Source organism: Blautia acetica (genome assembly GCF_038739805.1).
In the GTDB taxonomy this organism is placed as follows: Bacteria; Bacillota; Clostridia; order Lachnospirales; family Lachnospiraceae; genus Blautia.
Window position 1 is genome coordinate 162,700 of the sequence record NZ_JBBEWO010000004.1, and the last position, 13,355, is coordinate 176,054.

Consider the following 13,355-nt stretch of genomic DNA (forward strand, 5'->3'; position numbering starts at 1 on the left):
TCCCTATATGGGTTCTTACGAAAGTTTTGCCAGGGTATATGATTTGTTTATGGACAATATACCCTATGACGAATGGTGCAGTTACCTGATAGAACTGCTGAAAGAATACGGCATAGAGGACGGTCTGGTTCTGGAGCTGGGCTGCGGTACCGGAAATGTAACAGAACGGCTGTTCAATGCGGGATATGATATGATCGGTGTAGACAATTCCATGGACATGCTGGAAATTGCCATGGAAAAGAAAGAAGAGAACAAAAAGGACATTCTGTATCTTCTGCAGGATATGCGGGAGTTTGAACTTTATGGGACAGTTCGGGCGGTGGTGTCTATTTGTGACAGTATGAATTATATCACAGAGGAAGAAGACCTCTTAGAGGTGTTCCGCCTGGTTAATAATTATCTGGACCCCGGTGGAATCTTCCTATTTGATATGAATACAAAGTATAAGTATGCGGAGATTCTGGGGGATAATACAATAGCAGAGAACCGGGAGGACGCCAGCTTTATCTGGGATAACTATTATGATGAGGAAGAGCAGATAAATGAATATGATTTGGCGTTGTTCATTCCCGAAGACTGTCAGGGTGAGCTGCTTTACCGGAAATATGAGGAAACTCATTATCAGAGAGCATACGAGCTGGAAACCGTGAAGCGGCTTCTGGAAGAAGCGGGTATGGAGTTTCTTGCTGTGTATGACGCATTTACACGGGAAGAGCCAAAGGCAGACAGCCAGAGAGTTTACATGATAGCCAGAGAAAAAGGAAAATAAAACAGGGAGAGACAAAATGGGAGATTATATAGTAAGAGCAACTGCAGCAAACAGTCAGATTCGGGCCTTTGCTGCGACAACCAGAGATTTAGTGGAATATGCCAGAGCTGCACATAACACAAGCCCGGTAGCTACAGCAGCGCTGGGACGTCTTTTGACAGGGGGCGCTATGATGGGCGTTATGATGAAGGGGGAGAAAGACCTTCTGACTTTACAGGTAAAAGCAGGCGGCCCTTTAAACGGCATGACTGTTACTGCAGATTCCAGAGGAAACGTCAAGGGATATGTGGGAAATCCAAACGTGGTACTGCATGCCAATGACAAAGGAAAATTAGATGTAGCAGGCGCTGTAGGCGTGGGATTTATGAACGTCATTAAGGATATGGGGCTGAAAGAGCCTTACATGGGACAGACCGTGCTGCAGACCAGTGAAATTGCGGAGGATTTGACGTATTACTTTGCTACCAGTGAGCAGGTGCCGTCTTCTGTAGGACTGGGGGTTTTAATGGAAAAGGACAATACCGTGAAACAGGCCGGAGGCTTTATCATTCAGCTTATGCCTTTTACAGAAGAATCCGTTATCAGCCAGTTGGAAGAGAATCTGAAAAACGTAACGTCTGTTACTGCTCTTCTGGAAGAGGGACACACACCGGAAAGCCTTCTGGAGACTCTTTTAAAAGGCTTTGACATAGAATTTACAGAAAAAATTCCTACACAGTTTTACTGCAACTGTTCCAAAGAGCGGGTAGAGAGAGCTTTAATCAGTGTAGGCAAAAAGGACATTCAGGAGATGATTGACGACGGAAAAGAAATTGAGATGAATTGTCATTTCTGCAATAAAAATTATATTTTTACCGTGGACGAATTGAAAAGAATTCTGAAAGAATGTAAAAGATAAGGGCATAGAAGGATAGAAATAAAAAAGCAGGAAAGGTTTGGTGCAAAATGAAAGACGGATTCATAAAAGTGGCAGCCGCAACACCGGATATTCAGGTGGCAGACTGTGTTCACAACACCCGGGAAATTGTAAAAAAAGCAAAAGAAATGAGCCGGGAGGGCGCCCGTATTCTGGTGTTCCCGGAACTTTGTATTACGGGGTATACCTGCCAGGATTTATTTCAGCAGGATACTCTTCTGGAATCTGCCAAAGAGCAGCTTTTAAAGGCAGCAGAGGAACTGAAAGAGGTTCCGGGACTGACTTTTGTGGGTCTGCCTCTGGAATTTCATGGGAAGCTGTACAATACCGCAGCGGTGTTAAGCGGCGGTGAGATTCTGGGAATTGTGCCAAAGCAGTATTTGCCCAATTACGGAGAATTCTATGAAGCCCGTCATTTTGTCTCCGGAGGAGAGATTCTGGACTATATTCCTATGGGAAAGGGAAAAGTTCCCTTCGGCAGCAGACTGCTTTTTACCTGTGAGGAAATGCCGGGACTTACGGTGGCAGCGGAAATCTGTGAGGATTTGTGGGCGCCCTGTCCTCCAAGCGTAGGACACGCCATGGCAGGAGCCAATGTGGTGGTGAACCTGTCGGCCAGCGATGAAACAGTGGGAAAAACAGAATACAGGAGAAGTCTGGTAAAGGGACAGTCGGCAAGACTTTTGTGCGCTTACATTTATGCCACAGCAGGAAACGGAGAGTCCACTCAGGACTTGGTTTTCGGCGGACAGAATCTTATCTGTGAAAACGGCAGTCTTCTGGCAGAGGCGCCGCTGTTTGCCAATGAAACGATTTACGGAGTTCTGGATATTCAGAAGCTGAAAGGGGAGAGAAGACGGATTTCCACCTGGCAGCAGGAAATGGATGGCTCTTATCTCAAGATTTCTTTTCACCTTCCGAAAGAGGAAACACTGCTTACCAACTGCCTTGAGCAGAATCCTTTTGTACCGGGAAATCCGGAAAAGAGAGCGGAAAGGTGCAATGAAATTTTGAATATTCAGGCTATGGGACTGAAAAAGAGAATGGAACACACCCATTGCAAGACAGCGGTTTTGGGAATTTCCGGCGGTCTGGATTCTACCCTGGCTCTTCTGGTGACAGCCAGAGCTATGGATTTGCTGGGCATGGACAGAAAGCAGATTGTGGCGGTTACCATGCCCTGCTTCGGAACGACGGACAGAACGTATACCAATGCCTGCGAACTGACCAGACGTCTGGGGGCGGAACTTCTGGAAGTGGACATTAAAAAGGCAGTTCTGCAGCATTTTGAAGATATTGGGCAGGATCCACAGGTGCATGACGTGACGTTTGAAAATGCACAGGCCAGAGAGCGGACCCAGGTGATTATGGATATTGCCAACCAGCGGGGCGGCATGGTTATCGGTACCGGAGATTTGTCAGAACTGGCCCTTGGCTGGGCAACGTATAACGGAGACCACATGTCTATGTATGGAGTCAATGGTTCGGTGCCGAAAACTCTGGTGCGCTATCTGGTGCGCTATTATGCGGAAACCTGTGGGGAAGAAAAGCTGGCGCAAATCCTTATGGATGTGCTGGATACTCCGGTAAGTCCGGAACTTCTGCCGCCTGAGGACGGTGTAATTTCCCAGAAAACAGAAGATTTGGTAGGACCGTATGAACTACATGACTTTTTCCTCTATTATATGCTGCGGTTCCATTTTTCGCCGTCCAAGATTTACAGAATGGCGAAAGCGACTTTTGAAGGTGCGTATGACGAGGAAACGATTTTAAAATGGCTGAAGAAGTTTTACTGGAGATTTTTCTCTCAACAGTTTAAGCGTTCCTGTCTTCCGGATGGACCGAAAGTGGGCAGCGTGGCGGTATCGCCCCGCGGGGATTTGCGTATGCCAAGCGACGCCTGCGTGACGGTGTGGATGAAGGAAATAGAAAAGTTATAAGAACGTATTTGGTGGGATTTTACGGGAGGTTTGGATTATGGAAAAACTGAGAGTCGGTATTTTAAGTACCGGAAATATTGCTGCCACAATGGCAGGAACTGTCAAACAGATGAAAGAGGCCCGGGTGTGTGCCGTTGCGTCGAGAAATCTGGAAAAGGCAGAGAAATTTGCGGAAAGATTTGAAATTCCGAAAGCCTACGGTTCTTATGAAGAACTGGCAAAAGATGAGGAACTTGACGTGGTCTATGTGGCAACGCCCATGTCAGAGCATTATGAAAATGTAAAAATGCTGCTGAACCATGGCAGAAACGTGCTTTGTGAAAAATCTTTTGCGTTGAATAAAAAACAGGCAGAGGAAATGATTCACCTGGCAGAAGAAAAAGGTCTTCTTTTGACAGAAGCCATCTGGGTGCGGTATATGCCTATGTGGAAAACACTAAGGCAGGTGCTGGATTGTGGAATGATCGGCGAGCCTATGACAGCTACCGCCAATCTCTGCTATCTCATAGACCAGGTGCCGCGGCTTATGGAATTGAAGCTGGGCGGCGGCGCACTTTTGGACGTAGGTGTGTATGTCCTGAACTTTGCCTCTTTGGTATTTGGAAATGAGATAGAAAGTATCACTGCAAAGGCATTGATGACAGAGGGTGGAGTGGACGCGCAAAACAGCATTACGCTCACCTATCCGGGACAGAAAATGGCAGTGCTGAACAGTTCTCTTCGTGTGATTTCCGACAGAAAAGGCGTGATTTACGGCACAAAGGGATATGTGATTGTAGAGAATATCAACAATTTTGAGTCCATTGCCGTGTATAACCGGGACAGGGAGCAGGTGGCATTTTATGAACAGCCGTCTCAGATTTCAGGTTATGAATATGAGGTGCTGGCCTGCAAAGAAGCGTTGGAAAAGGGATGGAAGGAATGTCCGGATATGCCTCATGCAGAGACCCTTCGGATTATGGCACAGATGGATGCCATCCGCGAAGGATGGGGGATGAAATACCCCCAGGAAAGATAGAAAGATACCAGGAATTATGCGATTACAGTAAAAGAAAAACTGCCCCATAAAGTCTGCGGAACACTTACCAATTTCCGCAGCGGCTTCATGGGGCAGTTTTTTATTTTCGCGCCTTTTCAAGTGCCTTCTCAATGGCATCTAACAACATCATGGAGGTATATTTGTTTTCCTCTGTATATGTGATGTTTTCCGTGGACTGTGTCTGGCAAATCTGTTCAGAAAGCGCGTCCAGGGCCGGCTGCATCAGGGGATACATAGCAGTGGTGGTTTCGCTTAGATTTACAAGAGAAATGGCATTGATGTGATTTTCGTCCACCGTAACCTCCACATCAAAGGTATTGTCGTTGAGTGTAATGGGGCTTGCATAGACACCGGCGTGATAGACGGCTTTGGCACTGGCGGTATCTGCGTCCCTGCTCTTCCCAAACATCATAAAGAGTACCACAGCCAGTACAATAGCCAGTACCACAAAAATACCTGTATAAATGACTTCTTTCATATGTAACACAACAATTTTGGTTTTTGAGCTCATGGCTGCACCTCCTGCATTCCTTTTTATAACATATTACCGGGTAAGGGAAAATATGCCTGTGTATTTGCACATCTACATTTAACAATACACGGATTGGCATTTAAAATGGGGTATGTTATTATGAAAAGGAACAGAAATGCCAAGGAGACATTCCATGAAAGAATTGAAAATGAGAGAGAAACAGGAGAACAGATGATGCGTTATAAATTATTGGTTTTAGATATAGATGGAACCGTGACAAATTCTAAAAAAGAGGTCACAGAGAAGACGAAAAAGGCTATTATTGAACTGCAGGAAAGAGGAATTCCCGTGGCCATTGCTTCCGGGCGTCCGCCTCAGGGGGTGTACAAGGTGGCAGAAACCCTGGAACTGGACCGTTTCGGCAGTTATATTCTGCCCTTTAACGGCGCGAGAATTTTGAATTTCCAGACCAGGGAATGTGTGTATGAGAAAACGCTGCCCATGCACCTCCCTGCAAGGCTCTGGAAAGATGCCCTGGAGAATGGAATCGGTATCATTACTTACGAAAAAGACGAGATTCTTTCCGGAACAGAGCCGGATAAATATATGGAAATCGAGGCGAAAATCAATCAGCTTCCCATTGTATATAAAAAGGACTTTGGAACTTATGTAAACTTTCCGGTGAATAAATGTCTGATGACCGGGGCACCTCAGGATTTGGAAGCCCTGGAGCCTGTGATGGCCCGGAAATATTGCCATGAGGCCCAGGTATTCCGGTCAGAGCCTTTCTTTTTGGAAGTGACGCCGAAAAATGTGGACAAGGCTTACTGTCTGCGGCATCTTCTGGAGATTCTGGGAATCAAACGGGAGGAAATGGTGTGCTGCGGTGACGGTTTTAATGATGTGTCCATGATTCAGTACGCCGGTCTTGGCGTGGCTATGGCCAATGCCCAGGAGCGTGTGAAGGAAGTGGCGGATTATATTACCTGTTATGACAATGACCATGACGGTATTGCAGAGGTAATCGAAAAATTCTTTTAAGTCCCCAGGTTTCTGAAAGGAGGAACGTATGGCATTACAGTTTATTTTCGGCCCTTCGGGAGCAGGGAAATCCCATTATATTTACAGCAAAATCATACAGGAATCCATGGAACATCCGGGCCGCTCATATCTAGTGCTGGTACCGGAGCAGTTTACCATGCAGACCCAGAAGGAACTGGTAGAAATGCACCCGCGAAAAGGCATTATGAATATAGATGTCCTAAGTTTTGAACGTCTGGCTTTCCGTGTGCTGGAGGAAGTGGGGGAGACTCAGAGAGAACTGCTGGAAGAAACGGGAAAGAGCATGGTGCTGCGAAGAGTGGCGCAGGAGAAGAAAAAGGAACTGAAGGTTCTGGGCAGCAAAATGGACAAACAGGGGTATGTATCCCAGATGAAGAGTATGGTGTCTGAGCTGCGGCAATATGAAATCGGGTCCTCTGATTTAGAGGAGATTCTGGAGGATTTAAAGAACCGCCCGGAGCTGTATTACAAATTAAAGGATATGCAGGTGCTGTATCAGGGTTTTTTTGAGTATCTGGAAGGCAACTTCATTACCCAGGAGGAAGTCTTAGACGTACTGGGAAGGGTGGCAGACAAGTCGCGGAAATTAAAGGACAGTGTGCTGGTACTGGACGGCTACACCGGATTTACCCCCATACAGATACAGCTTCTGGAAAAACTGTTGGAAATCAGCAGTCAGATTTATGTCACCGTAACCATGGGGAGAGGAGAAGACCCGTATCATCCCGGCAGCCCCCATCAGCTTTTCTGCCTCAGCAAGCAGACCGTTGCAAGATTATGTAAACTTGCTTCGGAGAAAAAAATTCACTGGGAAGAGCAGTGGGTACCGGAAAAAGGGGCGCCGTATCAAGGGAGATTTACAAAAAATCTGCCGATGGATTTTCTGGAACGGAATCTTTTCCGTTATCGCAGAGGAACGTATGATAAAAAACAACATGCTGTGCATATCCGGGAATCCCTGAATCCGGCACAGGAAATGGAGGAAACCGCAGGTATTATCCGGGGGCTGGTGCGAAAAAAAGGTTACCGTTACCGGGATTTTGCTGTGATTACCGGAGACATGGAGGTTTATGCCCCTGCAGCGGCCAGAGCTTTTGAGAAATACCATATTCCCTGCTTTCTGGACCAGAAGCATTCCGTGTTTCTGAATCCTTTTGTGGAATACATTCGTGCCGCCGTAGATTTAATCATCGAGCAGTTCAGCTATGAGAGTGTGTTCCGCCTGCTGCGATGCGGGCTTACGGATATTACCGAGGAAGAGACAGACCGGCTGGAAAATTATGTGGTAGCCATGGGAATCAGGGGCTTTGCGGCCTGGAACCGGGAGTGGGTGCGCACTTATCGTGGACAGAATCCGGAAGAATGTGTATTACTCAATGAAATTCGTACCCGCCTTGTGGATATGTGGGAACCTTTTTATACGAAAATGCGGGAAAAGGGTGCTGATATTACAGATTATGCAAGGGCTTTGTATGAGTATATCTGCAGCAATCACATTCAGGAGAAAATGCAGGCGTATGCGGAAAAATTCCGGCAGGAAGAAAACCTGTCCATGGTGAAGGAATACAGTCAGATTTATGAGATTGTCATGAATCTGCTGGACAAGCTGGTGGAAATCCTGGGAGAAAAGAAGGTGCGGCTGCGGGAGTTTAAGGAGATTCTGGACGCCGGGCTTTTGGAAGCCAAGGTGGGAATTGTGCCGCCCACCTCAGACCAGGTGCTGGTTGGGGATATGGAGCGAACTCGTTTAAAGGATATTAAGATACTGTTTTTTGCCGGGGTCAATGAAGGGAAAATTCCCAAGGAGACTCAGGCAGGAAAACTTCTTTCTGATTTGAACCGGGAAGAAATGCGGGAATCTTTGGAACGGCGGGGCTTGTCCCTGGCGCCCACGGCAAAGGAAAGCCTGTATACCCAGAAGTTTTATCTGTATCTGAATCTGACGAAACCCAGTGAGCAGGTGTATCTGTCTTACAGCCGTTTAAGCAGCAGCGGGGAAGCCCTGTCTCCTTCTTTTCTTATTTCCCAGATAGAGGGCTTATTTCAGGATTCCAGAGAGAACCAGGAGATTCTTTTGTACAGAGAAAGTGTGACAGGGGCTTTGGAAAAGCTGTCGGGAGAACTGCACAGTGTTCAGAAGGAGTCTCCGGTTTTTGAAGAACTGATGAACTGGTTCTGCAGCCGGAAGGAATGGGAAGCTGTGGTGAAGAATCTGATTCAAGGGGCTTTTTACGCCAATCCCCAGGACGCTATCAGCCGGGGCACTGCTCATGCGCTTTACGGCACAGAGTTGGAAAACAGCGCGACCAGGCTGGAAGAGTTTGCCAAATGTGCCTGCGCTCATTTCCTGTCTTATGGTCTTGCCCTACGGGAACGGGTGCGGTATGAGTTCAGTATGGCAGATTTGGGAACTCTGCTGCACAACAGCCTGGATTTGTTTGCCAAAAAAGTCCGGGAACAGGGCATAAAATGGGTGGATTTAGAAGACGGACCAAGAGACGCTCTGGCAGAAGCCTGCGTAGATGAGGTGGTGGAAAAATCAGGAGAAACCATTCTCTTAAGCAGCGCCAGAAATGCCTATACGGTAAACCGGGCCAAGCGCATGGTGAAGCGCAGTGTCTGGGCTCTGCAGTGGCAGTTAAAGCAGGGGGATTTCTATCCGGCCCTGACGGAATGGGCTTTTGGGCCTGCGGATAAGATAGACAGCCTGCATTTTTCTCTGGGAGAAGGAGAAGAATTGCAGCTGCGGGGACGGATTGACCGGGTGGATGTGTGCCGCGGAGAGGACAACCAGCTCTATGTAAAAGTGATTGATTATAAATCCGGGGCTACCAAGCTGGATTTACTGAAAGTCTATTATGGTTTGCAGCTGCAGCTTGCCCTGTATCTCGGGGCGGCCATGGAACTGGAAGCCAAGCGGTTTCCGCAAAATCAGGTAAAGCCTGCAGGTATCTTTTATTACAATGTGAAAGACCCGGTGTTAAACCAGGAGGATGTAAAAGACCCGGAACATCCGGAAATGGATATCCTGAAAAAGCTGAAAATGGACGGACTGGCAGGAGCAGAGCCGGAAATTCTGGAAAAACTGGACCGGAACCTGGCAGCGGCGAAAGGCGTGGAATCTCTGGCCGTGCCCGTCAAATACACGGCAAAAGGAGGATTTGCCAGCAATTCCAAAGTGGCAAGTCAGGAACAGTTTGGGGATATGATGTGGTATGTAAACTGCAAGGCAAAGGAAATCGGCGGAAAAATTCTGGGTGGAAATACAGAGGTCAATCCTTTTGAACAGCAGAAGGAAAACGCCTGCGTTTACTGCCCGTACCGCAGTGTGTGCGGATTTGATGAAAAGATTCCCGGCTACCGCTACCGGAGGCTGGTGCCTTATAAAACAGAGGAAATCTGGGAGAAACTGAAAGAATACCGGGAGAATCCGGAGAAAGGAGAGGTTTAAGCATGGGCGTTTCATGGACAAAGGAGCAGCAGAAAGTCATTGATACCCGAAACTGCAACATTCTGGTCAGTGCGGCGGCCGGCAGCGGAAAGACAGCGGTGCTGGTGGAGCGTATTATCCAGAGAATCACGGATAAACACCAGCCCATAGACATTGACCGTCTGCTGATTGTAACCTTTACCAGAGCGGCGGCCGGGGAGATGAAGGAACGTATTCGGACTGCCATTGAGAAAAAGCTGGAGGAGGACCGGGATAACGAACATCTGCAAAGACAGAGCACCCTGGTACATCATGCCCAGATTACCACCATTGACAGTTTTTGTTCTTATGTGGTGAAGAATTATTTTCATCTCATCGATTTAGACCCTTCCTTTCGTATGGGAGACGAGGGAGAAATGCGGCTTTTGCAGGCCGACGTGGCAGATAAAGTCATGGAAGAGGCGTACAGTGCGCCGGAGAATGAGAAATTCTGCTTTTTTGCGGACAATTTCTCTTCCGGGAAAACAGATGAGAAAATACCGGAAATGATACGGAAGCTTTACGGTTTTTCCATGAGCTACCCCTATCCGGAGGAATGGCTGAACGCCTGCAGAGAGGCTTATGATATAGAAACGGCAGAGGAACTGGAAAAAGCTCCCTGGATGAAGGCGGTGAAGGAAGAAATCCGCAAGCAGATACAGGAGGCAGCCAAACTTCTCACGGAGGCAGGAAACCTTGCAGGAGAACCGGACGGGCCGGGCTTTTATCTGGGGCTTTTGGAACAGGAAAAAGCGGCGGCAGAGAACCTGGAAAAGGCGGAGACTTTCGCAGAATACAAAGCGCTTTTCGATACCCTGGAATTTAAACGCCTTCCGGCAGGGAAAAAGGCAGAGAAGGAACTGGTATCGGAAAGCGTGCAGGAACTGGTGAAAAATCTGCGGAATCAGGCAAAGGATTTGCTGAAGGAAATTCAGGACCGGTATTTTTCAGAAAGTCTGGAAGAGATTCTGGAACATCTCAAAAAGGCAGGAGAGCCGGTGGGCGTTCTGGTGGATCTGACCCTGCGCTTTATGGAGTGCTACCGGGAGAAAAAAAAGGAAAAGAACATCCTGGATTTTGCGGATTTGGAGCACTATGCCCTGGAAATTCTGGTACATCACACACCAAAAGGAGATGAGCGGACCGACGCAGCCAAAGAACTGTCCCGGCAGTTTGCAGAGATTATGATTGACGAGTATCAGGACAGTAATCTGGTGCAGGAAAAACTGCTGACCTCTGTGTCCGGAGTAGAGGACGGCATGTATAATATTTTCATGGTGGGAGATGTGAAGCAGAGCATTTACCGTTTCCGTCTGGCCAGACCGGATTTGTTTATGGAGAAATTCCGTACCTATCCTCTTACGAAAGGGGAAAACCGTCTGCGGATTGATTTGCACAAAAACTTCCGAAGCAGGAAGGAAGTGCTGGACAGCGTCAACTATCTCTTTTATCAGATTATGGGAGAAGACCTGGGCGGCGTGGAATATGACCGGGACGCGGCGTTGTATGCAGGGCGGGTTTTTCCGCCGAAACCGGAAGGTTCGGAAACGATGCAGCCAGCAGCGGAGGTACTGCTTCTGGAGGAAGATGACCCGGTGTGGAAGGACAGCGAAAATCCCGAGAGTATCCGGGAAACCGAGGCCCGTATGATTGCTATGCGGATTCGGGAGCTTATGGAGACAGAGCAGGTTCTGGACAAGAAAACGGAAACCTACCGTCCGGTATGTTATTCGGATTTTACGATTTTGCTGCGTACCATGTCGGGCTGGGCAGAGACTTTTAAGAAGATTTTAAATTCCTGCGGGATTCCCGCCAGCGTTACCACCAAGACCGGATACTTTTCCGCGCCGGAGGTCACCAGTGTGCTGGATTACCTGCAGATTCTGGACAACCCGCTGCAGGATATTCCGCTGGCCGGGGCTTTAAGATCCATGCCGCAATCGTTCAGTTTTGAAGAATTGGCGGAAATTAAAATTCTGGGAAAAGAGGCGGAAAAGCCTGCGCTTTATGAAGCCTTGCTTCTGGCAGAGCAGCAGGACAGTCCCCTGGGGGAAAAGACCCGTGGTTTTCTTAAGATTTACCGGAAACTGCGGAGCAAGGTGCCCTATACCCCTATGCATGAACTGATTTGGGATTTCTTCGATGAAACGGGATTTCTGCTCTATCAGCAGGCCTTTGTGTCCGGGGAACAGAAAAAGGCCAATCTGCTGATGTTGGCAGAGAAGGCCAGAGATTATGAAAGCACCAGTTACCGTGGGCTGTTTAACTTTATCCGCTATATTGAAAATTTGAAAAAGTATCAGGTGGATTTCGGGGAGGCCAATATTCTTTCCGACAAAGAGGATACCGTGCGGATTATGAGTATTCACGGCAGCAAAGGACTGGAATTTCCCATTGTCTTTGTGGCAGGTATGGGGAAAAGTATCAATATGCAGGACGCCAGAGAAAGTATGGTTATGCACCCGGATTTGGGAATTGGCGCCCCGGCTATGGACGAAAAGCTGCGGATTCGTACCAGAACCATTCTGCAAAGAGCTGTACAGCAGGAAATTCAGGCAGAGAGTCTGGGAGAAGAGCTGAGGATTCTCTATGTGGCCCTTACCAGAGCCAAGGAGAAACTGATTCTTACGGGAACAGTTTTAAAGCTGCAGGAAAAGCTGGCCGGATTTGAGATGGTGAAGCGGCAGCGGGAAGAGCGTCTTTCCTACGGTATGCGTACAAAAGGAAAAAGCTATATGGATTGGATTTTGCAGGCTTTGGCCCGTCACAGAGCCATGAAACCGCTGTATGCAGAATACGAACTTCCCGTATACCCGCTGAATCCGTTGTATGAAGGGGAAGGAGATTTTCTTATCCGTAAAGTTTACCCATTGGAATTAGTCATAGAAGAAACCCAGCTGCGCATGGAAGAGGAACAGGAGAAAGCACGGCTGCTGTCCTGGGACTGCGGACAGGTTTACGATGAAAAGCTGAAACAGGAATTGGAAGACAGTTTTTCCTATGTGTATCCCTACGAAGCCCAGGCGCTGATTCCCTCCAAACTCACGGTTTCCGAAGTGAAGCGCATGCAGGAGCCGGTACAGGAGGAAAGCTATGTTCTGTATGAGGAAAAACCTGTGGAGACTTATGTGCCTGCTTTTATGCGGGAGAAGGAAGCAACGCCTCAGGGGGCGGCCAGAGGAACCATCTATCACCGGGTTCTGGAAAATCTGGACTATGGAAAAACAGAGGATTTAGACCAGATAAAGGCGCAGATAAAAGCGTTAGGGCAGCAGGGAAAACTGACAAAAATCATGGAAAAAACAGTGCGGGCTCAGGATATTTACCGGTTTGTCCAAAGTGCTCTGGGACAGCGGATGAAAGCGGCAATGGAGAAGGGGAAGCTCTATCGGGAGCAGCCCTTTGTTATGGAAGTATCTGCTAATCAGGTGAAGCTGGAATATGACCCACAGGAACAAGTGCTCATTCAGGGAATTATGGATGCGTATTTCGAGGAAAACGGGGCGCTGGTGCTGGTGGATTACAAAACCGACAAGGTGTATGGAAAGAATCTGGCTTCTCTGATAAAGAAATATCAGGTACAGTTGGAATATTATGCAGAAGCCCTGGAACGGCTGACCGGAAAAGCAGTGAAGGAGAAATATATTTATTCCATTGACCTGGGAGAAGCAGTCCCGGTATAAGAATT

The 13,355-nt window shown here is 47.8% G+C and carries 8 protein-coding genes; 7 read left to right on the plus strand and 1 reads right to left on the minus strand.

The features are described 5' to 3' along the window. Positions 1 to 7: 7 nt before the first annotated feature. The 4 genes from WBS51_RS04495 to WBS51_RS04510 are packed head-to-tail and all read left to right on the plus strand — an operon-like array spanning position 8 to position 4,643. A complete protein-coding gene (locus WBS51_RS04495) occupies positions 8 to 769 on the plus strand; it encodes a class I SAM-dependent DNA methyltransferase (RefSeq protein ID WP_173748904.1) in 762 nt (253 codons plus the stop codon). 16 nt (positions 770 to 785) lie between these two features. After that, positions 786 to 1,667: an Hsp33 family molecular chaperone HslO gene (hslO, locus tag WBS51_RS04500; protein WP_291681891.1), complete on the plus strand. Its 882-nt coding sequence runs from the start codon at positions 786 to 788 to the stop codon at positions 1,665 to 1,667. A 47-nt stretch (positions 1,668 to 1,714) separates the two neighbouring features. Beyond that, positions 1,715 to 3,625, plus strand: a complete 1,911-nt coding sequence (locus WBS51_RS04505; RefSeq protein ID WP_302229174.1) for an NAD(+) synthase — start codon at positions 1,715 to 1,717, stop codon at positions 3,623 to 3,625. 46 nt (positions 3,626 to 3,671) lie between these two features. Beyond that, the gene (locus WBS51_RS04510; protein WP_334295092.1) at positions 3,672 to 4,643 is read left to right on the plus strand and encodes a Gfo/Idh/MocA family protein; all 972 of its coding nucleotides are present in this window, start codon (positions 3,672 to 3,674) and stop codon (positions 4,641 to 4,643) included. 100 nt (positions 4,644 to 4,743) lie between these two features. On the opposite strand, the gene WBS51_RS04515 is transcribed toward WBS51_RS04510, so the two are convergent. Beyond that, the gene (locus WBS51_RS04515; protein WP_173748908.1) at positions 4,744 to 5,175 is read right to left on the minus strand and encodes an FMN-binding protein; all 432 of its coding nucleotides are present in this window, start codon (positions 5,173 to 5,175) and stop codon (positions 4,744 to 4,746) included. A gap of 195 nt (positions 5,176 to 5,370) precedes the next feature. Between WBS51_RS04515 and WBS51_RS04520 the strand changes: the two genes are divergently transcribed. Genes WBS51_RS04520 through addA form a run of 3 tightly spaced genes read left to right on the plus strand, consistent with a single transcriptional unit; the run spans position 5,371 to position 13,350 of the window. Beyond that, the gene (locus WBS51_RS04520; RefSeq protein WP_173748978.1) at positions 5,371 to 6,177 is read left to right on the plus strand and encodes a Cof-type HAD-IIB family hydrolase; all 807 of its coding nucleotides are present in this window, start codon (positions 5,371 to 5,373) and stop codon (positions 6,175 to 6,177) included. Positions 6,178 to 6,205: 28 nt separating this feature from the next. Then, positions 6,206 to 9,649: a helicase-exonuclease AddAB subunit AddB gene (gene addB, locus WBS51_RS04525; protein ID WP_294460818.1), complete on the plus strand. Its 3,444-nt coding sequence runs from the start codon at positions 6,206 to 6,208 to the stop codon at positions 9,647 to 9,649. A 2-nt stretch (positions 9,650 to 9,651) separates the two neighbouring features. After that, positions 9,652 to 13,350: a helicase-exonuclease AddAB subunit AddA gene (gene addA, locus WBS51_RS04530; RefSeq protein ID WP_342694048.1), complete on the plus strand. Its 3,699-nt coding sequence runs from the start codon at positions 9,652 to 9,654 to the stop codon at positions 13,348 to 13,350. Positions 13,351 to 13,355 lie beyond the last annotated feature (5 nt).